Below are 21,293 nucleotides of genomic sequence, written 5' to 3'. Positions count from 1 at the left end.
CGCCGGGGGCGGTCAGTGTGGGGGGCCGGCGGTGGCCGGCTGGATGAGGTCCCAGCGGTTGCCGTAGAGGTCGCGGAAGACGGCTACCGTGCCGTACGGCTCGTGGCGGGGGGCCTCCTCGAAGACGACGCCGGCGGCGCGCATGCGGGCGTGGTCGCGGTCGAACGCGTCGGTGTGCAGGAACCAGCCGACGCGGCCGCCGGTCTGGTCGCCGACGCGGGCCTCCTCGTCGGGGCCGGTGGCGCGGGCAAGCAGCAGGCCGGACTCCTGTGTGCCCGGTGGGGCGACGACCACCCAGCGCTTGCCGGTGCCGAGAGGGGTGTCCTCCACGAGCCGGAAGCCGAGGGCGTCGGTGTAGAAGGTGATGGCTTCGTCGTAGTCGCGGACGAGCAGGGCGGTCAGTGCGAGGCGGGACATGGGGTGATCATGCCAGTGCCGCCCGGCGGGGCGCCGGGCGGCACTGGTACGGGGCAATGTGCGGTCAGACGCAGGCTGTGTACGTCGGGGCCGCGTTGGCGACGTACACCGTGGCGCCGCCGTTCGGGTCGTCGCGCAGCGGGACCGTGACGGTGTCCTCGGCCTTCCAGGGGAAGCCGTGCGCGTCGAACGTCCAGGTGCCGGTCACCTTCTTGGCCAGCACGGACAGCGTCACCCAGCCGTACTGCTTCGGCGGGACGGGGATGGTGACGCTGTTGTTGACGCTCTTGGAGCCCTGCCAGGTGTGCGTGCCGACGAGGGTCTCGGCGATCGTCGCCGTCAGGCCCGGCATCGTGCCGGCGGTGAGGCTCGTCGTCATGTTGAACCCGATGGTGTTGGCCCAGCCGGTGGTTTCCGTGACCCCGAAGGTCTGCTGCACGGCGTCATTGGTGTTGTTGTACCAGACCGCCGAGGCGCAGACCTTGGGCAGCGGGGCGGCGGGCGCCTCGCTCTTCAGCACCCAGGTGCAGGTGGAGCTGTCCTGCTGGCACTGGTACGCGGCGTGATCGACGGCCAGGTTGCGGGCGCCGGGCGCCGAGACGCGCCACTGCTGGTTCGCGCCGGCGTGGCAGGCGGACTTGCCGGTCCAGGCGTCGTCGTACTGGGCGTTGGCGATCAGGTCGAGGCAGGACCCGTCGCTGCCGTTCCGGATCATGAACGTGTCGGCGGCGCCGCCGGCCGGCTGGAGGTACCACTTCTGGGTCTTCCCGCCGCGGCAGGTCTGCTGGCGCAGGGCCGGCCAGCTGAGGTCGATGCACTTGCCCGTCGTGTTGTTGATGATCGCGAAGGAGGCGTCCTTCGGGTCGACGCTCAGGCGCCAGGACTGGTAGTAGCCGGGTGCCGAGTTGGTGACGACGTACGCGCCGTCGGCGCGGGTGCCGTTCTGCACGTCGAGGTGGCGGCCGTTGCTCGCGGAGGTGAGCGTCACGCACTGGAAGGGTGCGCTGGCGCTGCAGTTCTCGTCGGCGTACGCCGGGGCGGTGGTGCCCGGGGCGGCGAGGAGGCCGAGCGCGATGCCGCAGGTCATCAACGCGACGACGAGGGCGCGGAGGGCGGAGGCCCGCCGTCTGGGCGGGTGAGCGGGTGCGGGTATGGACGACACGGGTCGTTTCCTTTCTCGGTTCAGGGGGACGGGACGGCGGTGGCGAAGGCCGTTTCCAGCCGCGGTACGTAGTCGGCGAGGTCCTGCGCCCAGCAGCCGCTGGTGTGGCCGCCCTTGCAGGCGGTGCCCCAGCCGGTGCCGTTGCCGTAGTTGACGTAGTGGGAGGGCAGGCCGAGGGCGTCCAGGCGCTCCTTGACGTGCCGGGTGGCCGACTCGACCCAGAACTCCATGTCGGCCGGGTTGCCGCCGCCGTTGCCGGCGTAGAGCGCGACGCCGGTGCGGGCCAGCTTGTCGGCGTTGGCGACGGGGTCGGCGGCGTTCCAGCGCCAGTCGGCGTCGAAGAAGGGGTACGGTGTGCCGAAGATGGCGTCGCTGGACACGGTGGGGCCGAAGTTGAGCGCGCAGTCGGCGCCGCCGCTGGGGCCGCAGAGCGCCGCGCCGGCGTTGGTCAGCGTGGCCACGACGGCGCCACGCATGACGGCGTGGTTGCGCGACAGCTCGTTGGCGCCGGAGAGCGAGGCGACCTGCCCGAACAGGTCGGGGTGGGCCTGGGCGTAGTGCAGGGCGCCGAAGCCGCCCATGGACAGGCCGCCGACGGCGCGTGCCGTGCGGCCGGTGAGGGTGCGCAGGTTGGCGTCGATGAACGGGACGACCTGCTTGATGTGGAAGTTCTCCCAGTTCTGCGCGCCGGCGGCGGTCTTCTGGTCGAGCCAGTTGGTGTACCAGCCGCGCCGGCCGCCGTCGGGTATGACGGTGATCATCGACTGGGTGGCGGTGAGGGCGGGATAGGCCACGCCCGGGTTGCCGGGGTCGTCGGAGGCGCCGTGCAGGAAATAGAAGACGGGGTAGCGCCGGTTCGGGTCGGCCGCGTAGTCGCGGGGCAGCAGGATGCGAATGCGGTGCTCGCCGCTCACTTCGGGCGTCGTGACGGTGACGACGAAGTTGGTGGCGGTACCGGTGACGCTCCCGGTCTGCGTGAGGCCGAACCCGTCGGTCAACGGGGGTGGCGCCCCGGCCGGGTCGGCGTGGGCGGGGGTGACGGGTGCGGCCAGGGTGAGCAGGGCGGTGGTGAGCAAGGCCGCCAGTACCGCGACCACCGCTCTGGCAGGCGGCAGCCGGGAGGGGCTGGATGACATGGGGCGAGTCTCGCCCGTTCAAGTGAGCATGTTGAGACGATTTTTAGAAAAAATTTCGGGAACCTGACGCGGATTGTCGCGGGGGGGGGCGCCCGTTCCTGGCTACGGAGCGGGGGTCGCCGTCCCGGGCCCGTCCAGGTGCCGCTCGGCCACGCCGGCCAGGTGCCGGGCGAACACCTGCGGGGCCTCCGGGGTGAGCCGGTGGAGGGCGACCATGGCCGTGACGATGACGTCGCACACCTCGGCCTGTACGTTGTCCCAGGTGTGGGAGAACCCCTTGCGGGGGTTGGCGCCCATGGCGCCGATCACCGCTTGCGCGGTTTCCCCGGCTTCTTCGGCGATCTTGAGGATCTGGAGGATGCGACGCTGATCGACGGGGAGGGCACTGAGGTCGTCCAGTCGGTCCGTGAGACGCCGCACCGTCTCCCAGGGGAGTTCCGTCACGGCGCGGCGCACGGGCCGTAGTGCGCCGGCCGGGAGCCGGTCATGAGGGACCAGTAGCGGTCGCCGACGCTCCAGTGCCACCACTTGGCCGGGTAGTTGACGAAGCCCGCCTCCGTGAGTGCCGAGGCGAGGATGCGCCGGTGGTAGCGGGCCTTGGCACCGATGTTCTTGGCGGCCATGTGGCAGGCGCCGTCGCTCTGCTCCGGCGTGATATTCGCGCTGGTGCCGAGGTCGAGCTCGCGGCCGTCCGGGTCGGCGAGGGTGATGTCGACGGCCGCCCCCGCGGTGTGCGGGGCGACAGCGGGCGGCGCCACGAACCGGCCGGCCGCCCGGTGCACCTGGTCGTGCGACCAGTCCGGGTGGGCGGCGCGCAACTCCTCGGCGTACCGCGTGAAGTACCGCTCCTGCACCGCCGGTGGCCGGTAACCCTCCACCAGCAGCAGCCGCACCCCGTCGGGCAGGGCGGCCTGCGCAGCGAGCAGCCGCTCCAGGACGCCCTCCCGTACGTGGGCGAACACCCCCTCGGCGTCCTGCCGCCGCGGGTCGACCCGCACCCGGCTGTACCGCACGTCCACCAGCCGCTCACCGCACTCACGCACGGGCATCGCCGCAACCCGCGGATCACTCATCAGTACGATCTCCGCCACGGCCTTCCCCCTCACCCATCCGCCCCGCTGCTCAACGGCTCAGGACGGGTGAAGGACACGGCCGGTCCTGAGTATCGCCGGGGCGCCGTCTGAGTACGGGAACCGATGCGCGTGGCCGGTTCTCCCTGTGTGATGGCGCCGGCATGGGGGGTGCACATCCGTTGTCGGGGGCATGCCCAGGCGGCAGGTAGGCTGCCCCGGCGCCGAGAAGATGAATACGAAATTCCGTTTGGGGGACGTCATGAAACGCCGGGCTGCGTGTGCCGTGGTCGTGGGGGTGCTGGCCCTGACCGGGTGCGGTGAATCCGGGCCGTCGCTGGCGTTCGGTGAGAAGGCGACCGTCACCGGGGACCGGAGCGGTTCCGTCGGGGTGACCGTCGTCCGCGTCGAGAAGGGCACGCACGCCGACCTCTCCCGGCTCGAGGACGCGGCGAAGTACGCCGGCAAGACGCCGTACTACGTGCGCTTCAAGCTCACGAAGACGGCCGCGGGGAACGATGACGACGAGACCTCGCATTTCGAGGTGTACGCGGACGGCAAGCCGCTGTCCGAGCTGATCATCCTCCCGTCCTTGCAGCCCACCGGCGACCCCTCCGAGCCGCTCACCAGCGGCCGCTTCGACAAGTGCGAGGGCGCCGACCACACCCGGTACAAGGAGGCCGCCGAAGGGCAGAGCGTCGACGGCTGCACCGTCTTCGTCGCGCCCGACAGCGCCGCGGCACCCTCCACCGTGAAGTGGACGCGCCGCAGCAAGACCCTGGCAACCTGGAAGGCCGCCTCGTGAAGACGACGGAGAACCTGCGGCCGCTGGGGCCGAAGGGCCGGCGGTGGCTCGCCGGCGGGCTGATCGTCTTCGGGACGGTGTTCCTCGCCATCGGGCTGGTCCTCGGCTGGATGTCGCTCTCGCTGGCGACGGACGGCAAGCGCACCCACGGCACGGTGGTATCCCTCGACTGGCGGGATGGCGACCAAGGGCCCGTGGCGTACGCCGTGGTCGGCTTCACGTCTGCGGACGGCGAGAAGCAGACGTTCCAGGACTCGTTCGGCTCCAACCCGCCCGCCTACAAGGTGGGTGAGCGCGTCGAGGTGCTGTACCACGCGGACCACCCCGACGACGCCAGCATCAGCGGGTTCGCCTCACTGTGGGTGCTGCCCCTGATCTTCGGTGGCGCGGGGCTCGTCGTCGCCACCGTCGGGACGGTCATCGCCGTCCTCTCCCGGAGGCGCCGCCTCAGTGCAGGTACGACCCGCCGTTGAGATGCAGCACCGCCCCCGTGGCGAACTCGGCGGCCGGTGAGGCGAACCACGCCACCGCCGAGGCGATCTCCGCGGGATCGGCGACGCGGCCCAGCGGGTGCTGGGCCAGTACCGCCTCGGCGGCGGACGGGTCGTCGAGCAGGTCCGCGGTCAGGTCGGTGCGGGTGAAGCCCACGGCCAGGGCGGCTACGGCGATGCGGTGCGGGCCCAGGGCCACGGCCAGGGACTGGGCCAGGGCGTGCAGGCCCGCCTTGCTCGCCCCGTACGCCGGGACCCGCGGTTCTCCGCGGTACGCGCCCCGCGAGCCGATCATGATGATGCGGCCGCCCGCCGGTCCCTCCGGCCGGTGCAGGAGGTGGTCGACGACGCACCACGCGGCGTTGGCCGCCGCCACCAGGTTGACGTCGAGGTGCCGGCGCCACATCGCCTGCCACTCCACGTACGAGGTGGACGTGACGGGGTGTTCGCGGTAGATGCCGGAGTTGCTGACCAGGACGTCGACCCCGCCGAGGCCCTCGACCGCCTCGGCCACCACCCGGGCCACCGTGTCGGCGTCGGTGAGGTCCCCGGTGACCGCCACGTGCCCCTCGCCGGGGAGCCGGCCGGCCACGGCTTCCGCGGCGCGCGTGTCAGCGCGGGCGTGGACGGCCACGGCGGCGCCCCGCTCCGCCAGCGCCGCGGCCACCGCCGCCCCGATCCCGGCCGGCCGCGAGGCCCCGGTGACCAGCACCCGTTGGCGTCGGCTCACGCCGTCCTCCCCTCACCGCGGCCGTCCACCACGTCCACGACCCGGCACATCCGCTCCACCGCCTCGCACAGGTCCGTGAAGCGCGTCGACAGCGGCACCGGCGAGATCCGCACCCGGTCCGGCAGCGCCGGGTCGACGAACACCCCTGCCTCGGCGAAGAACGGCACCAACTCCGGCGCCCCCGGCCGTTCGTACGTGAGGTGGGCGCCCCGCCGGGCGGGCTCCGGCGGGCTGGCCGGGCGGAAACCGCGCGGCACCAGCTCCCGGTCCGCCAGCCGCTGGAAGAAGCCGGTCAACGCCGTGCTCTTGGCGCGGATCCGGTCGAGGCCGGCCTCGGCGATCAGGTCCAGGCCCGCGCCGGACGCCACGATCGACAGCACCGGCGGACTGCCGGTGAGGAAGCGCCGGATGCCCGGGTCGGGCTCGTACGCGGGCAGCAGCGCGAGCTGGTCGCGGTGGCCGTACCAGCCCTGCACCGGCTGGGTGAGCAGCGGTTGCAGGTCACGGCGTACGTACAGCAGGGCGGGGCTGCCGGGCCCGGCCAGCAGGTGCTTGTACGTCGAGCCGACGGCGAGGTCCGCACCGCAGCCGGTGAGGTCGATCGGTACGGCACCGGCCGCGTGGCTGAGGTCCCACAGCATCAGCGCCCCGGCCTCGTGCACCGCGGCCGTGATGCCCGCCATGTCCAGCAGGGCGCCCGAGCGCGGCGCCACCAGGCACAGGCACACCAGGGCCACCCCGTCGTCGAGCGCGTCGCGCAGCACCTCCGGGTCGAGGCCCAGGTCGGGGTGGGCGGGCAGGACGCGGAGTGTGGCGCCGGCGTCGGCGGCGACGCCGGACAGGACGTAGCGGTCGGTGGGGAAGGTGTCGTCCTCGACGAGCACGGTGGCCCGGCCGGGCCTGGCGCGCAGCGCCGCGACGGCGAGCTTGTAGAGGTTGACGCTGGTGCAGTCGCCGACCACCACCTCGCCGGGGCGGGCGCCGAGGGCGACCTCGGCGATCCGGTCGCCGGCGCGCCGGGGCAGGTCGAGCCACTGCGCACGGGCGTGGGCGAGGCGGTCGCCCCACTGGCCGCGCAGCACCTCGTCCACCAGGGCGGGCGTCGCGGCCGGCATGCGCCCCAGCGAGGCGCCGTTGAGGAAGACGGTGCCCTCGGGCACGGGGTGGAAGCGGTCGCGGAAGCCGGACAGGGGGTCCTCGGCGTCCAGCCGTCGCGCCTCGGACAGCAACAGCGGATCAGCCGGCAGGTCGGTCACAACGTCCCCCTCGCAGTCCAGAGTTCGGGGAAGAACCGGTGCTCGGTGACCCGGCGCAGCCACGCCACCCCGTGGGTGCCGCCGGTGCCGGGTTTGAAGCCGATGACGCGTTCCACCGTCAGCAGGTGCAGGGCCCGCCACCGGTACATCCCCTCGGCCACGTCCATCAGCGCCTCGGCCAGCAGGAACAGCGGGTCGGCGGGGTCGGCGCGGCGGGAGACGCCGGCCCAGGCGCGTTCGACGTGCGGGTCGGGCTCGTAGGGGCGGGACATGTCGCGCGTCAGTACGGCGGCCGGGATGTCCGCGCCGTGGCGGGCGAGCAGCGCGAGCGCCGCGTCGTAGACGCTCGGGGAGTTCAGGGCCTCCTGGACGGCCTCGCTCACGCCGGGCACGCGGCGGTGCGGGCGGGCCAGTGCGGGCTCCTTGTTGCCCAGGACGTACTCGACCATCCGGTACATGTACGACTGGAGGCCCGACGCCTGCCCCAGGTGGTCGCGGAACGCGTTGAACTCGGCCGGGGCGAGGGTGCCCAGCACGTCCCACGTCGAGACGAGCAGTTCGATCACCCGGCGGGAGCGGCGCAGCGACCACACCGCGTCCGCCGTGCGGTCCTGGTCCAGCAGCCCCCGGACGCGCACCATCTCCTCGTACACCAGCTTGAACAGCAGCTCCTTGACCTGCCCCAGGATGTAGAAGGTCAGCTCGGGGGCGGCGCCGGACCGCGGGTGCTGGAGGCCGAGGAGCACGTCGATGCTCTGGTAGTCGATGTAGGGGGTGCTGCGGCCGGCGAAGTCGAGCAGCGGCGTGCCGCCGGTGCCGGCCGCCGTCGCGGCGCGCTCGGCGTCGCTGCTGACGCCCAGGTCGGGTGGCGGGTCCCCGGGGCCCGGGGGCGGCGGGCCGGTCACCGGTCCGTCCCGGCGCATGGCCCCGGCGGCCGTGGGTCGTCGCCCCACGCCTGCCGGGCCTGCGCGAAGAGGCGTACGAAGAAGGGGTCGGGCACCGTGCCCTGGTCGTACCGGTCGCCGTACCGCTCCCGGTAGGCCGCGAACCACGCCGGATGGCCGTGCAGGAAGAGCACGTCGTGGAAGGCCATGCGGCGCAGGGCGAGCAGCGGCACGGGACAGAGGGACACCGGGAAGCGCGGGTTGCGTGCGGCCGGTTCGGGGCAGTGGGGGTGGAACTGGCCCAGCATCAGGCCGCGCCGGGCCAGGGGCGTCTTGGCCTCGGCGTGGGCGGCGTCGAGGATGCCGAAACGTTCCGGCGCGAGGCCGCGCACCACCACGACCAGGGCGTGCAGCGCGGGATTGTGGCCGGTCCAGGCCATGGCGTCGAAGGCCTCGGTCATCCGCCGGACGACGTCCACCATGCCGGCCACACCGGTGTCCGGTGCGACGTCCCAGGCCCGGAGCTCCAGCGAGCCGGCCTTCAGGGACGGTTCGACGAAGGGGCACACCGGGCCGGGTCTGCCGAGCCGGTCGTGGGGCCGCGTCACGTACTCGGCGAACCACTGCCGGGCCGTGCCGAGGACCTCCGCGGGCGGCGGGCCGGGAGCCGCCGGTCCGTGCCGCACCATCATGCCGACCCCCGTCCGGCCGTCTCGGTCCGCGCGTCCCCGGCCGGCCGGCACCGGGGCGGGCAAGGCCAGAGTCGCACGCACGGTGACGGTGCCCAGGAGCCGGTTCCCGGACAAAGACGGGGCACGGAGCAGCCCGGACCGGGCGCCTCCGGGGTGGGCTTCGCCCGGCTTCCACCGGTACGGGGCTCGGCGCCCGTCCCGTCGTCCGCACGTACGCCCCGGCCAGGGGCACGTCACGGAGCCCGGTGGCCCATGCGCCGCGTTGGCCGACGACCACCCTTGCGGGGGACGCGGCTTTCGGGCAATAGCGAGCGGCCGGCGGTGAGAATGGGACGGCCGCCGCCACCGTCAGCCCGCCGGAGCACGCGCCTCCCCCACCCCCGGGAGCTGGTCACCATGTACCTCGCACGCCGGCTCGTCCACCTCTACGCGGGCCTGGTGCTGTACGGCGTGAGCGTGGCCCTCCAACTGCGGGCCGGACTGGGGCTCAACTCGTGGGACGTCTTCCACCAGGGCCTGGCCCGCCACACCGGCCTGTCGATGGGCACGGTCGTCATCGGCGTCTCGGCCGCCGTGCTGCTGCTGTGGGTGCCGCTGCGCGAACGGCCGGGCGTCGGCACCGTCTCCAACGTCCTCCTCGTGGGCCTGTGCATCGACGCCTCCCTGCGCCTGCTGCCCGCGGCGCACGCCTACGCCGTCCGGGTCCCGCTGCTGCTCGGAGGCGTGGTGCTCAACGGCGTGGCCACCGCCCTTTACATCTCCGCGCGCTTCGGGCCCGGGCCGCGCGACGGGCTGATGACCGGCCTGTGCCGCCGGACGGGCCGGCCCACCCGGCTGGTCCGCACGGCGATCGAGGTCGTCGTGCTGGCCGCCGGGTTCCTGCTGGGCGGCTCCGTCGGCGTCGGCACCGTCCTGTACGCGCTGGCCATCGGCCCGCTCATCCAGTACTTCCAGAAAGTCATCACCCCGCCACTGCCGCCGGACGGCGGTGGCCTGGCACTGGCCGGGCCCGCGGAGGACTGACCTCGCGGGGCGCGGTCACCCCTCCGGGAGCAGCACCGGCAGGCCCGCCGCCCGCCAGGCTTGGTAGCCGCCCACCAGGTCGGTGGCCCGCCACAGGCCGAGCCGGCGCAGCGACACGGCGGCGAACGACGAGGCGTAGCCCTCGTCGCAGACGACGACCACCGGCAGGTCGTGGCCCGTGGCCTGCGGGAGGCGGTGGGGGCAGGTGGGGTCGAGCCGCCACTCCAGGACGTTGCGTTCGACGGCGAGGGCGCCGGGGATGGTCCCGTCGCGCTCCCGCTGGGCGGCGGTGCGGATGTCCACCAGCAGGCCGCCGCTCGCCTGGACGCCGGCCGCCTCGGCCGGGCCGAGGCGGACGAGCTCGGCGCGGGCCGCGGCCAGCAGGGCGTCGACGCCGCTCGGCGTGGTTCCGCTCATGCCCACTCCTGCGGCCGCTCGACGCGTTCGAGCCGCAGTGTCCGGCCGGTGCGGCCGTAGCGGCGCATCATGGGCAGCGGCGGGTAGTAGACGTGCACGGACACGGCGTGCCGGTCCGGTGAGGCGTTGCGGACCTGGTGCACGTGGTGCGGTCCGAAGGCGCGGCCGTCGCCGGGGGTGAGGGTCCGCTCGCGGTCGACGTCGTCGGCCAGTTCGAGCATCGTCCAGCCGCCGGTGGGGAGTTGGGCGGCCACGGACTGCTCGGTCAGCCGGCCCTCGGCCGTGGCGAACGCGCCGTACGAACCGCCGTGGTCGTGCCATCCGGTGGCGCTGCCGGGCGGCCAGCCGATGAGCCACGCCTCGCTGCCGCCGGGCCCGTTGAGGCAGATCCAGGTGCGGCCCTCGGGGTCGAGCGGCAGCGCGTCGGTCAGCTGGCGGTCGGCCGCGGTGCGGCGCGCGAAGGCGAGCAGGTCGGCAGCGGTGGGCGGCCCGCCCGGCGATGCGGTGGGGGCGGGGCGTGGGGGCGCGAAGGCGCGTACGGGGAAGAACATGGTGACCGTCCTGTGAGGCGTCGCGAAGGGCGCGCGGCGGTACGGTGACGGCCGCGCGGAGGGTGGCGATTCAGCAGGACGGACGACAGACGCAGCCCGCGTAACGGACGAGGTCCAGATGGACCCGCCGCCAGAAATGCACGCGGTTGCCTGTCATGCGGCGGAGTCAATCACGCGCATCGGGGCTGGTCAACGCTTGGCCGTAGCCTCACGGGGACCGGTGGGGCGCCGGGGACGGCCGGGTGTGCGGGGCGTGTGCCGGAGCCAGAGCAGGAGCACCGCGCAGGCCGCGAGGCAGCCCGCGGCGGTGGCCAGCAGGGCGGTGCCGACGGCGTGGCCGTCGCCGCCGGGGGCGGCGACCGGGCCGGCGAGGGCCACGCCGAGGCCGGCGGCGACGGTGATGACGGTCTTGGTGACGCCGGACGCCTCGCCGGCGCGTTCGGGCCTGATGACGGCCTGGGTGGCCACGAGGGTCAGGGCGTTGCCGAGGCCCAGCACGGCGCCGCCGAGGGTGGCGGCCGCGAGGTACACGGGCAGGTGCGGCGCCCCGGCCAGGCAGGCGAGGACGAGTGCGCCGGTGCCGAGGCAGGCGGCCATCACGGGGACGGCGTGCGGGGGCGCGACCCGGCCGGCCAGGGGGCCGGCGGCGGCCATCGCGACGGCCGGGGCGAGGAAGGCCACGCCGGCGGCGGCCACCGACAGCTGCCAGGGGCCCTGGAGCGACAGCGGCACGACGAACAGGAACATGACGGTGGCGGTGTTGGCGACCGCTCCGGCGAGGGTGAGGGCGACGTAGGGCCCGTTGCGGAACAGGCCGAGGCCCACGAGGGGTGCGGCCGCGGTGCGTTCGCACCGGACGAACCAGGCGAGGAGCAGTACGACGAGGGCGAGGAGCAGGGCGGTGCGGCCGGTCGCCCAGCCCCAGCGGCTGCCGCGGTCGACGAGGACGGCGAGGGCGGCGAGCGCGGCGGTGCCGGTGAGGAGGCCGGCCCGGTCGACGGTGCGGGGCCCGCTGGTGTCGCGGCTCTCCGCGGCCCGGGACGCCCAGAAGGCGCCCAGCGCGGCCAGCGGCACGTTGAGCCAGAACACCGCGCGCCAGGACACCGCGTCGGTGAGCACGCCGCCGGCGAACGGGCCGCAGGCGGTGGCGATGCCGCCCACGCCCAGTGCCCAGCCGGTGGCCCGGCCGCGCTGCGCGGCGGGGTAGGCGTTGGTGACCAGTGCGAGGCCCACCGGCATGATCAGGGACGCGCCGGCGCCTTGGACGACGCGGGCGGCGACCAGCAGGGGCAGGGTGCTGGCGAGGGCGCACGCCAGGGATGCGCCGCCGAACAGCGCCAGGCCGGTGACGAGCAGCCGGCGCCGGCCGAACAGGTCGCCCAGGCGTCCGGCGCCGAGCATGAGGGTGCCGGTGGCGAGCAGGTAGGCGCTGACGGCCCACTGGAGGCCGCCCTCCCCGGCGTGCAGGTCGTGGCCGATCCGGGGCAGGGCGAGGTTGAGGGCGAAGGCGTCGAGCTGGATGCAGAACACGCCGGTGGACAGGGCCAGGAGGGCCCCGCGTGCTCCGGGCGGGCCGTTCCGGTGCATGCCCGGCCTCCCTTCTCGCTGCGGTGCGCAGCGTGGTCGAGGGTCGTCGTCGAAGGTCGTGGCGGGAGGTGGCGGGGAGGGCGGTGCGCGGCCGGGAACGGGCCCGCAGGAAAGGGGCGTCGCGCGGGGGAACCGGGGACGGGACCGGGAGGGTCCGCCGGTGAACGGCTTCGTCCTGCCGCCGGGAGGCCGGGGCTCTCGCACCGGGGGCCGGATCGGAAGCGCCTCCACCGTAGCCGACGGCCCGGGGGCTGCCAACCCCTTTCCTGACGTGCGCAACCGTTTGCCGTGAGGCGTTCAACCGCTCGCGGCCGATCACGTTTCGGCCATCACGACCCGGCGTGGCGCCCGGTCCCCACGACACTGCCGAGCCATGCCATTGGCCCTTACATGCAAGTTGAGCAGGAGAATTGACGGTGGGCATACGGCACGGTCGGTCCGGACCGAAACGTGCCCCTCGGGGATTGATGATCACCTGACGCCTCTGTTAGCAAGGACCGGCGTCCGGGCCGACGAGAAGACCACCCCCACTCCCCCGTCCTCACCTTTCGACCGCCACGCATTTCCGCGACCTACCAGGCTGGTGCGATGTCGTCAGACACCCAAGAAGCAGTCGGAATTCCCGGAACCCCCGCCATCGGAATCCCCACCCTCGATCCGCCGAACAGGCCGGCCCACCGGACGCGTTACAAGGCCGAGATCGGCTTCGTCTCCCCCCAGTCGAGCAGGGACACCTTCGAGCAGCACGACACCTGTTTCCTCGGCGTGAGCCTGGAGAACAGCAACTTCACCGTCCCGAAGCTCACCGCCATGCTGAAGTGGATATCCCGCCGCTTCTCCCATTGCACTGTGCTCGTCGGTGACAGCATTCACCGGATCACCCTGGAGTCGACCCGCGCACTGCCCCCGGACGAGGCCCGCACCACCGCGCTCGGCCTCGGCCGCCGGTTCCTCGCGGACACCCGCGAGGTCTTCGACAGCTACCGGGACAGCACCGACTTCACCTTCCTCACCTGCGGCGACGTACAGACCTGGGACGCCTGCACGGAATTCCACGACCGGCTGCGCACGTTCTTCGCCGACGACGACACCTTCCGGGCGTCCGTCGAGTCGTTCGGCCGCTCCTACCACGCCAAGCGGTCCACGGGGCTGTCCGAGGCGGAGCGGGAACGGCGCATCCGGAGGTCGTCGGAGTACTTCCTGGAGGAGTTCGCCATCTTCGCCTGCCTCCGGCAGCGCGGCCTTCCGGTGATGGTCTACCCCGGCTCCTTCAGGACCCTCTCGGAAATCGCCCGCGGACTGCACCCCGGCGCCCCGCAGGAACTCCGCGACCTCATTGTCGTCTCGCTCCACCTGAAAGGCCGGTGACCATGACATCCGCACACCACGGCCTCACCCCCGACATCCGGCGGGGACGCATCTACCGGAACGTCTACGAAAAGCGGGACAAGGCCCGCCCGGCCCTCGGCGAAGCCAGCCTGGAACGCGCCCGCATCGCCCCCGGCGAACACGACGACGGCGAACTCCTCTTCGCCGATTCCGCATCCCGCGACCGCGCATTCCGGGACGGCGTCTTCCTCCTGGAAATCCCCCAGGACCTCGACGTCGCCGGCGGTGACGCCTTCGCCCGCCAGTTCCACCAGGGGCCGGAGGCCGAACCGTACGGTCGTTTCCGTCTCCTGGACAGCGACCACTTCGGCGACCCCCTGCTGGGATTCCACCAACGCGTGAACCAGATCGAGCAGTTCCTGCTGGAACGGCGCTTCTGGGCCGCCCACTACCCGCCGGAGATCACCGCGCTCGGCGAGGCCCTCACCCGTCTGTCCGGGCAGGTCCTCCGCTCGGTCCTGGCCCACGCCGGCATCCCCGAGGCTGACTGGCGCCGCGCCACCGGTGGCTGCTCCGCCGGCGAGGGCTCGTACCACCTCACGTTCAACCACTACCGGCCGGCGCTCGACGACATCGGCCTGAGCTCCCACAAGGACGACGGCTTCCTCACCATCCTGCGCACCACCACCCCCGGACTGGAGATCAGCCGTGGGGACCACTGGGAGACCGTGCCGCGCGCCACCGACTGCTTCGTCGTCAACTTCGGCCTGTCGATGGAGATCCTCACCGCCGCCTGCGGCACCCCCGTCGCCGCCATCATGCACCGCGTCGCCCACCAGGGCACCGACCGGTCCAGCTTCGGGCACTTCAGCTCCAGCAGCTGCCGGCCCGGCGAGGACGAGGGCATCCACCGCTACGTCGCCGGACGCGGCCTGGAGCGCGTGTGCGGGTCGCGGGAGCTCATCGACGAGAACGACCACGAGATCTACGCGGGCACCGACGCCCCCGAAGGGAGGCCCGCATGACCGCCGCACCCTCACCCGTCCCCGCGCCCCCACCCGCCCCCGCGCCGCCCCTGGACCTCCAGCGGGCCCACGCCGAAGGCACCACGCTGGTCTTCGACACCCCCGGCGGACTGCCCCGCGCCCTCGCCGACGGCTGCTTCCGCCTCGCCGTGCCGCCCGGCCTCGACCCCACGCCCGGCCTCACCCTCTGCCGCGAGTTCCACCGGCCCGCCGCCGGCGCCCCGGCCCGGCTCCGGCCCTACCGCGGCTACCGCGACCGGGAGGGCCTCTACTTCGACCGCGAGCACTTCCAGACCGAGCACCTGCTCCTCGACGCCCCGGCCCGGGCCCGGCACTTCCCGCCCGAGCTGTACGCCATGACCGAGCACATGAGCGCCCTCACCCTTCTCGTGCTGCGCGCCGTGCTCACCGGCCTGGGCGTGCCCGAAACCCTGTGGACCACCGTCACCGGCGGCGCCGTGGAGGGCCGCGGCACCCACTGGTTCGCCGCCAACCACTACCGCCCGGAACGCGACCGGCCCGGCTGCGCCCCGCACCAGGACACCGGCTTCGTGACCGTCCTCCACCTCCAGGAACCCGGACTGGAAGCCGCCACGGGCAACGGCACCTGGGCGCCGGTCGACCCGCTCCCCGGCCACTTCGTCGTCAACTTCGGCGCCGCCTTCGAACTGCTCACCGAGGACCTCCCCCGCCCCGTGCGCGCCCTCACCCACCGCGTACGGCAGTGCGTGCCCCGGCCCGGCGAGCCGGACCGTGTCTCCTTCGCCGCCTTCGCCAACCCGCCCGCCACCGGCGACCTGTACCGGCTACGGCCCGACGGCACGGCACACCCGGCGCGCAGCTCCGAGGAGTTCCTGCGCGAGTTCAACGCCCGTACCTGGTCCGACCATTATGCCGACTTCGGCATCGCCGACACCGCCCCCGCCGCTCCCGGAGCCGCCCCGTGACCGTGACCGCCCCCGCCGGGGCGCCCTACCCCGGCGTCCTCGCCCACCACCCCGGGCCGAGCGCCGCCGACGGCCACGAGCAGGCGTTCCACGAGGCCACCGTGGTGCGCGGCGAACCCGCCTCGGCCTACTTCCGCGCCTCCGGCATCAGCGCCTGCGCCGAGGCCGGCGGCGGCCTGTGCACCTTCCGGACCGGCCGGGGCTTCGCCGTCTACCAGATCACCAACACTCCGCTGCTCACCGAGGAGGTGCTCGCCCCGTCCACCGACACCAACCGCGACCTCTTCGGCGACTTCATGGGCTCCCTCCTCCACGACCACCCCGACCGGCCGGCCAAACGCGGCGCGGTCGAACGCTCCCTGGGCAGCGCCGCGTTCGTGGCACGCATCGAACCCCACGTCCGCCGGCACACCGCCGCCCACCTCGCACGGGTGGCGGGACGCGAGCTCCCCCTGGACGACTTCGCCCTGGAACTGGTGGCCCACGTCGACAGCATGGTGCCCGGCGTGCTCGACCTCACCGAGCGCCCCCTCCCCGAGTACCTGCGCTCCCCCGACTACGGCGAGGTCGTCCGCGGCTTCTTCGACCTGGCCTCCGACGTCATCTGCAACGTCAACCCCGACGCGATGCGCCAGGCCGACGTCATCGTGCCGTTCGTCCGCGACCTGCTGCTGGCCAACTTCCGTCCGCTGTCCGCCGCCCCCGCCACCAACCTCGTCCGCCGGTACTTCGCCCTGTGGGACCTCCCCTTCACCCGGGAGAACATCGCCCGCCTCGACCCCGCCCGCGTCAAGGAACTCGGCACCGTCGTCGTGGCGACGTACGACACCACCGCGCTCAGCCTCCTGTGGACCCTGGGCCACCTGGAGACGACGCCGACGGTCAAAGCTCAGGTCGTCGCCGAGGCACGCGGCCGCGCCGGCGCCCCCGGCACCGCCTGCCCCCACGCCGGGCCGTCCCTCACCGAACTGGCGGTCCTGGAAGCCGTACGCCTGGGCGGCAGCAACCCCTGCGCCCTGTGGCGGCGCACCACCCGCCCCTTCCTCCTCCGCCACCGAGGACACGAGGTGACCGTGCCGGCGGGCACCATGATGTGGCTCGACCGGTGGCAGGCCAACCGCGACCCGCACGCCTTCCCCCGGCCCGGCAGCTTCGACCCCGACAACGTCCGGGCCATCGCCCGCTCCGGCCGCGAGACGGTCTCCTCGCTCCTCTCCCGCAGCCGCTACGAGATCAACTCGTTCAGCATGGTCAACACACGGCGCAACCCCCGCAAATGCCCCGGGCGGCTGTTCTCCGTCCGCATGCAGGCCGCCGTCCTCGGCGAGCTCTACGGCCGCTACGACGTCACCACGCACGGCATCGACCTGCGGCTGAAGCACCACGCCGCCATGCCGCGCCCCGCCGGCCCCGGCACCATCGAGCTCCGGCCCGCCCGGCAGGACACCGCCCCGCAGGACACCGTCCCTCAGGACACCGGCAGCCGCACCCCGGCCGGCCCGCACGACGCGATCAGGGAGCCCACGCCATGACCCTCCACCCGTCCGCCACCACCCGGCCCCCCGTCCCCCTGCCGCCGATGCCCGCCGAGCAGGACGCCACCACCGGCCACCCGCCCGTCCCCCTGGAACGCTGCCGCCTCGACGACGACGACCTGCTCTTCGACCGCCCCGAAGGCTTCGACCACGCCCTGCGGCAGGGCTTCTTCCTCCTCGCCATGCCCGACGGCCTCGACCCCGCCCCCGGCGACCGCTTCGCCCGCCACTTCCACGAGGACCCCGCCGGCGACGCCCCCGACCCCTACCGCGGCTACCGCCACGTCGACGTACCCGGCCCCTACCAGGGCTACTTCGACCGCGAACACGACCAGTGGGAGAACTTCTACATCGAGAAGGCCAACTGGGCCCTCCTCCCCCACGAGGTCGCCGCACTCGGCGCGCGGATGGCCGCCCTCGGCATCGCCGTGCTCCGCGCCGTCCTCCGCCACCTCCACGTACCCGAGCCCGTGTGGAGCATCGTCACCAACGGCCTCACCGACGGCCACGGCCACCAGATGCTGGCCTTCAACCACTTCCGGTCCGCCAAACCCACCCGCGGCTCGAAGTTCCACCGCGACTCCGGCTGGGTCACCGTCCTCCGCTCCACCGAACCCGGGCTGCTCGCCCTCGTCGACGGACGCCTCGGCGCCATCGATCCCGAACCCGGCCACTTCATCGTCAACTTCGGCAGCTCCCTCGAAGTGCTCACCGAACGCCTGCCACAACCCGTCCGCGCCAACGTGCACGGCGTCGTGTCCACCCGGCGCGCCCCCGGCCGCCCCGACCGCTTCTCGTACGTCACCTTCCTCGACTCCGCCCTCGACGGCACCGTCCACCGCCTCGAGAACGACGAGCCGCGCCCCGTGCAGTCCGTCGCGGACTTCGCCGCCCAGGAAGTCGCCCGGACCTACGACGACACCACCGCCCTGTGAGGAGCACCCCGCCCATGGACCACCTCACCCTGCCCTCCGCCACCGTCCGCTCCGGCCGCCTCCGCTTCACCGACCCCGACGGCGCCGCCCGGGCGCTCGCCCTCGGTGCCTTCTCCCTCGCCGTGCCCGACGGCCTCGACGTCACCCCCGGACTCGACTTCTGCCGCAGCTTCCACCTGCCCTCCCGCGGCCCCGAAGACCGCCGCCGCGGCCACCGCGAACACGGCCACCCCCGCTCCAAGCTCGGCTACGAGGACCGGCCCGACCAGGTCGAACAGCTCCAGCTGGAGAGCTTCCTGTGGGACGACTACCTGCCCGCCGACGTCGCCGCCCTGCTCCGGCGCATGAAGGACCTCACCCTGGACACCCTCCACGGCGTCTTCGACGCCGCCGGCGTGCCCGAGCACGACCGCGACCTCGTCACCGGCGGCGCCCGGCAGGACACCGGCCTCTGCTACACCACCGTCAACCACTACCGCTCCGACCTCACGGGCCGCGCCGGCATCGTCGAGCACTCCGACAGCGGCTTCATCACCGTCATCTGCACCGACCAGCCCGGCTACGAGATCCTCCACGAAGGCCGCTGGCTGCCCGTCCACCAGCCGCCGGGGCACTTCACCGTCAACCTCGGCGACGCCTTCCGGGTCCTCACCGTCAAGACGCCCCGCCCCGTGACCGCCGTCTACCACCGCGTGCCCGAGCTGCACCCCGAACCGCCCGCCACCGACCGCTCGTCGTTCACCGTCTACATGGGGCCGCGCTACGACATGATGCTGTACCAGTACGACACCGACGGCGTCCTCCTCCCCTACCAGGGCTTCCGCGACTTCTCCGTCGAGAAGGCCAAGGACCTCGGCTACGCGTTCCACTCCCGCATCGAGGCGGCCCACCGATGACCGGCACCGCCCACCCCACCGCCCCCCGGCTGTGGCAGCGCGCCCGCCTCCACGACGGCCGCCTGGAATTCACCACCCCCGACGGCCTCGAACAGGCCCTGCGCGACGGCTTCTTCCACCTCGACCGCCCCGCCGGCCTCGACCTCACGCCCGGCGACCGCTTCGCCCGCAGCTTCTACCTCCCGGCCGGCGACCGCACCCACCACGACCCCTACCGCGGCTTCCGGCACTGGACCGCCGAACGGCTCGGCCCCCACCAGGGCTACTACTGCCGCGACGCCGACCAGACCGAACAGTTCTTCCTGGAAAAACGCTGGTGGAACACCGTCTACCCACCCGCCCTCGCCCACCAGGCCACCGCGATGCGCGACCTCGCCCTCGACGTCCTGCGCGCCGTCCTCACCCACCTCGACCTGCCCCGCGACCTGTGGGACGAGGCCACCGGCCACGCCCTCACCGCCCACGGCACCCACACCCTCACCTTCAACCACTTCCGCCCCGACGTGCCCCGGCGCGGCCTGAACATCCACAAGGACTCCGGCTGGGTCACCGTCCTCCGCTCCACCGAACCCGGCCTCGAAGCCGAACGCGACGGCGCCTGGCACCCCGTCGACCCCCTCCCCGGCACCTTCATCGTCAACTTCGGCTGCGCCCTGGAGATCCTCACCCGCGCCACCGCCACCCCGGTGGCGGCCGTCGCCCACCGCGTCGTACGCCAGCCACCCGGCCCAGGCGGCAAACCGGACCGCTTCTCCTACGCCCTGTTCGTCGACAGCACCCTGGACGACTCCGTCTCGCCCGGCCTCTTCCGCTACGAACCCGGCACCGGCCTCCACCTCGAAACCGGGTTCGGCCGGTTCCTCGACGAGATCCTGCACAACACCTACCGGCCGGACGGCACCGGCCTGTACTGACCCCCGGCGGCCGGCCCCGGCCTCCGGGCCGGCCGCCGGGCCACCGCCACCCCCCTCAGCCCTTGACGACCCCCAGCGGACGCAACCGCACCACCAGCCGGGCCAGCCCCGCGCCCTCCGTGGCCGCCGCCACCGCGTCGACGTCCTTGTACGCGCGCGGCGCCTCCTCCGCCAGCCCCCGCCACGACGACGGCCGCACCGCGATGCCCCGTGCCTCCAGCTCGCCCCGCAGCTCCTCGCCCCGCACCTGCCGCAGCGCCTGGTGGCGGCTCCACACCCGGCCCGCGCCGTGGCACGCCGACCGGAACGCGTCGTTGCCGACGGTGCCCACCAGCACGTACGACGCCGTGCCCATGCTGCCCGGCACCAGCACCGGCTGCCCCGCCGCCGCGAGATCCTCCGGCAGCTCCGGGTCACCGGGCGGCAGCGCCCGCGTCGCACCCTTGCGGTGCACGCACAGGCGGACCGGCGCGCCGTCCACCTCGTGGGTCTCCAGCTTCGCGGTGTTGTGCGACACGTCGTAGACCAGCTCCAGGTCCGCGCCGACGGCCGAGGCGAAGGCCCGGCGCGCGGCCTGGCCGAGCAACTGCCGGTTGGCGCGCCCGTAGTTGGCGGCGGCGGCCATCGCGCCCAGGTAGGCGCGGCCCGGCGGGGAGTCCACCGGCGCGCAGGCCAGTTGCCGGTCCGGCAGGGAGATGCGGTACGTGCGCAGGGCCTGGTCCATGGCGCGTACGTGGTCGGTGCACACCTGGTGGCCCAGGCCGCGCGAGCCGGTGTGGATCATGACGCAGACCTGCCCGGCGCGCAGCCCGAAGGCGGCCGCGGTCTCCTCGTCGTAGACCCGGTCCACCGCCTGCACCTCCAGGAAGTGGTTCCCCGCGCCCAGGCTCCCCACCTGGCCCAGGCCCCGTTCCACGGCCCGCGGCCCCACCCCGGAGGGGTCCGCTCCGGGCAGCCGGCCGCCGTCCTCGCAGCGGTCGAGGTCGCGGGGGACGCCGTGGCCGCGCCCGACGGCGTACACGGCGCCGCCGGCCAGCAGCTCCGCCATCTGCCCGGGGCCGGTGAGGTGCCACAGGCCGCCGCGGCCGGTGCCGCGGGGCACGGTGTGGCCGAGGGTGTCCATCAGCTGCCGCATCCGGGGCGCGAGCCGGCCGGTGTCGAGGTCGGCGGCGAGCAGCCGGACGCCGCAGGAGATGTCGAACCCGACGCCGCCGGGCGAGACGACGCCGCCGGCGTCGATGTCGGTCGCGGCCACGCCGCCGATGGGGAAGCCGTAGCCCCAGTGCACGTCGGGCATGGCGAAGGAGGCGCGGACGACACCGGGGAGGGTCGCGACGTTGGCGACCTGTTCCAGCGACTTGTCGCCGGCGGCCTGCGGCAGGAGTTCGCGGGTCGCGAAGACGACGCCGGGGACCCGCATGGGGTCCTGTTGTTCCAGGCGGAACCGGTAGGGGCTCTCGGCGACGAGGGTGAGGTCCATGGGCGTTCCCC

The 21,293-nt window shown here is 73.6% G+C and carries 24 protein-coding genes; 10 read left to right on the top strand and 14 right to left on the bottom strand.

All coding sequences use genetic code 11. The features are described from left to right. Positions 1-12 precede the first annotated feature (12 nt). The 5 genes from IE305_RS22375 to IE305_RS22355 form a co-directional block, all read right to left on the bottom strand. Positions 13-417: a VOC family protein gene (locus IE305_RS22375; RefSeq protein WP_190131481.1), complete on the bottom strand. Its 405-nt coding sequence runs from the start codon at positions 415-417 to the stop codon at positions 13-15. A 64-nt stretch (positions 418-481) separates the two neighbouring features. Continuing rightward, positions 482-1,579, bottom strand: a complete 1,098-nt coding sequence (locus tag IE305_RS22370; protein ID WP_190131480.1) for an RICIN domain-containing protein — start codon at positions 1,577-1,579, stop codon at positions 482-484. A gap of 20 nt (positions 1,580-1,599) precedes the next feature. Then, a complete protein-coding gene (locus tag IE305_RS22365; RefSeq protein WP_190131479.1) occupies positions 1,600-2,715 on the bottom strand; it encodes an alpha/beta hydrolase in 1,116 nt (371 codons plus the stop codon). Positions 2,716-2,817: 102 nt separating this feature from the next. Beyond that, positions 2,818-3,171 carry a MazG-like family protein gene (locus IE305_RS22360; protein WP_229891358.1) on the bottom strand — a complete coding sequence of 118 codons (354 nt, stop codon included), beginning with the start codon at positions 3,169-3,171 and terminating at the stop codon, positions 2,818-2,820. Beyond that, on the bottom strand, positions 3,156-3,806 hold the full coding sequence (locus tag IE305_RS22355; RefSeq protein WP_190131478.1) for a M15 family metallopeptidase: 651 nt from the start codon (positions 3,804-3,806) through the stop codon (positions 3,156-3,158). The genes IE305_RS22360 and IE305_RS22355 overlap by 16 nt, the downstream gene beginning before the upstream one ends. Positions 3,807-4,047: 241 nt before the next feature. On the opposite strand from IE305_RS22355, the gene IE305_RS22350 reads away from it, so the two are divergent. Then, positions 4,048-4,590 carry a YajG family lipoprotein gene (locus IE305_RS22350; protein ID WP_190131477.1) on the top strand — a complete coding sequence of 181 codons (543 nt, stop codon included), beginning with the start codon at positions 4,048-4,050 and terminating at the stop codon, positions 4,588-4,590. Beyond that, complete coding sequence (locus tag IE305_RS22345) at positions 4,587-5,063, top strand: DUF3592 domain-containing protein (RefSeq protein ID WP_229891356.1); 477 nt, start codon at positions 4,587-4,589, stop codon at positions 5,061-5,063. The genes IE305_RS22350 and IE305_RS22345 overlap by 4 nt, the downstream gene beginning before the upstream one ends. Here the strand turns inward: IE305_RS22345 and IE305_RS22340 are convergent. From IE305_RS22340 to IE305_RS22325, 4 genes are read right to left on the bottom strand one after another with little or no spacing between them, the layout of a single operon-like run. Further along, positions 5,038-5,811 (bottom strand): SDR family NAD(P)-dependent oxidoreductase, encoded by a 774-nt coding sequence (locus IE305_RS22340; protein ID WP_229891354.1) that lies wholly within the window; start codon positions 5,809-5,811, stop codon positions 5,038-5,040. The genes IE305_RS22345 and IE305_RS22340 overlap by 26 nt on opposite strands. Continuing rightward, the gene (locus tag IE305_RS22335; protein WP_229891352.1) at positions 5,808-7,067 is read right to left on the bottom strand and encodes a kynureninase; all 1,260 of its coding nucleotides are present in this window, start codon (positions 7,065-7,067) and stop codon (positions 5,808-5,810) included. Before IE305_RS22335 ends, IE305_RS22340 begins: the two co-directional genes overlap by 4 nt. After that, complete coding sequence (locus IE305_RS22330; protein WP_229891350.1) at positions 7,064-7,972, bottom strand: tryptophan 2,3-dioxygenase; 909 nt, start codon at positions 7,970-7,972, stop codon at positions 7,064-7,066. The genes IE305_RS22335 and IE305_RS22330 overlap by 4 nt, the downstream gene beginning before the upstream one ends. Continuing rightward, positions 7,969-8,643, bottom strand: a complete 675-nt coding sequence (locus IE305_RS22325) for a DUF6875 domain-containing protein (protein ID WP_190131476.1) — start codon at positions 8,641-8,643, stop codon at positions 7,969-7,971. Before IE305_RS22325 ends, IE305_RS22330 begins: the two co-directional genes overlap by 4 nt. A gap of 396 nt (positions 8,644-9,039) precedes the next feature. Here IE305_RS22325 and yczE point away from each other — a divergent pair, with 396 nt between their 5' ends. Continuing rightward, on the top strand, positions 9,040-9,666 hold the full coding sequence (yczE, locus tag IE305_RS22320; protein WP_229891349.1) for a membrane protein YczE: 627 nt from the start codon (positions 9,040-9,042) through the stop codon (positions 9,664-9,666). A gap of 15 nt (positions 9,667-9,681) precedes the next feature. Here the strand turns inward: yczE and IE305_RS22315 are convergent, their stop codons facing one another. From IE305_RS22315 to IE305_RS22305, 4 genes are all read right to left on the bottom strand, one after another. Further along, the gene (locus IE305_RS22315) at positions 9,682-10,083 is read right to left on the bottom strand and encodes a rhodanese-like domain-containing protein (protein ID WP_190131475.1); all 402 of its coding nucleotides are present in this window, start codon (positions 10,081-10,083) and stop codon (positions 9,682-9,684) included. After that, the gene (locus tag IE305_RS22310; protein ID WP_190131474.1) at positions 10,080-10,634 is read right to left on the bottom strand and encodes a cupin domain-containing protein; all 555 of its coding nucleotides are present in this window, start codon (positions 10,632-10,634) and stop codon (positions 10,080-10,082) included. Before IE305_RS22310 ends, IE305_RS22315 begins: the two co-directional genes overlap by 4 nt. A gap of 70 nt (positions 10,635-10,704) precedes the next feature. Beyond that, the gene (locus IE305_RS33830) at positions 10,705-10,791 is read right to left on the bottom strand and encodes a putative leader peptide (RefSeq protein ID WP_373311727.1); all 87 of its coding nucleotides are present in this window, start codon (positions 10,789-10,791) and stop codon (positions 10,705-10,707) included. A gap of 32 nt (positions 10,792-10,823) precedes the next feature. Beyond that, positions 10,824-12,221 (bottom strand): MFS transporter, encoded by a 1,398-nt coding sequence (locus IE305_RS22305; protein ID WP_190131473.1) that lies wholly within the window; start codon positions 12,219-12,221, stop codon positions 10,824-10,826. A gap of 588 nt (positions 12,222-12,809) precedes the next feature. Between IE305_RS22305 and IE305_RS22300 the strand changes: the two genes are divergently transcribed. The 7 genes from IE305_RS22300 to IE305_RS22270 are packed head-to-tail and all read left to right on the top strand — an operon-like array spanning position 12,810 to position 19,802. Then, a complete protein-coding gene (locus IE305_RS22300; RefSeq protein WP_190131472.1) occupies positions 12,810-13,589 on the top strand; it encodes a tRNA-dependent cyclodipeptide synthase in 780 nt (259 codons plus the stop codon). A gap of 2 nt (positions 13,590-13,591) precedes the next feature. Next, positions 13,592-14,575 (top strand): 2OG-Fe(II) oxygenase family protein, encoded by a 984-nt coding sequence (locus tag IE305_RS22295; protein ID WP_190131471.1) that lies wholly within the window; start codon positions 13,592-13,594, stop codon positions 14,573-14,575. After that, a complete protein-coding gene (locus IE305_RS22290; RefSeq protein ID WP_190131470.1) occupies positions 14,572-15,522 on the top strand; it encodes a 2OG-Fe(II) oxygenase family protein in 951 nt (316 codons plus the stop codon). The genes IE305_RS22295 and IE305_RS22290 overlap by 4 nt, the downstream gene beginning before the upstream one ends. Beyond that, entirely contained in the window at positions 15,519-17,054 is a 1,536-nt protein-coding gene (locus IE305_RS22285) for a cytochrome P450 (protein ID WP_190131469.1), read from the top strand. Before IE305_RS22290 ends, IE305_RS22285 begins: the two co-directional genes overlap by 4 nt. Further along, the gene (locus tag IE305_RS22280; protein WP_190131468.1) at positions 17,051-17,992 is read left to right on the top strand and encodes a 2OG-Fe(II) oxygenase family protein; all 942 of its coding nucleotides are present in this window, start codon (positions 17,051-17,053) and stop codon (positions 17,990-17,992) included. Before IE305_RS22285 ends, IE305_RS22280 begins: the two co-directional genes overlap by 4 nt. 14 nt (positions 17,993-18,006) lie before the next feature. Continuing rightward, a complete protein-coding gene (locus IE305_RS22275) occupies positions 18,007-18,888 on the top strand; it encodes a 2OG-Fe(II) oxygenase family protein (protein ID WP_190131467.1) in 882 nt (293 codons plus the stop codon). Continuing rightward, the gene (locus IE305_RS22270) at positions 18,885-19,802 is read left to right on the top strand and encodes a 2OG-Fe(II) oxygenase family protein (protein ID WP_190131466.1); all 918 of its coding nucleotides are present in this window, start codon (positions 18,885-18,887) and stop codon (positions 19,800-19,802) included. Before IE305_RS22275 ends, IE305_RS22270 begins: the two co-directional genes overlap by 4 nt. 55 nt (positions 19,803-19,857) lie before the next feature. Here IE305_RS22270 and IE305_RS22265 read toward each other — a convergent pair whose 3' ends face one another. Then, complete coding sequence (locus IE305_RS22265; protein WP_190131465.1) at positions 19,858-21,282, bottom strand: RtcB family protein; 1,425 nt, start codon at positions 21,280-21,282, stop codon at positions 19,858-19,860. Positions 21,283-21,293: the final 11 nt, after the last annotated feature.

It is taken from the genome of Streptomyces mashuensis, assembly GCF_014654785.1.
Lineage (GTDB): Bacteria > Actinomycetota > Actinomycetes > Streptomycetales > Streptomycetaceae > Streptomyces > Streptomyces mashuensis.
This window is presented reverse-complemented; position numbering and strand designations above follow the sequence as displayed.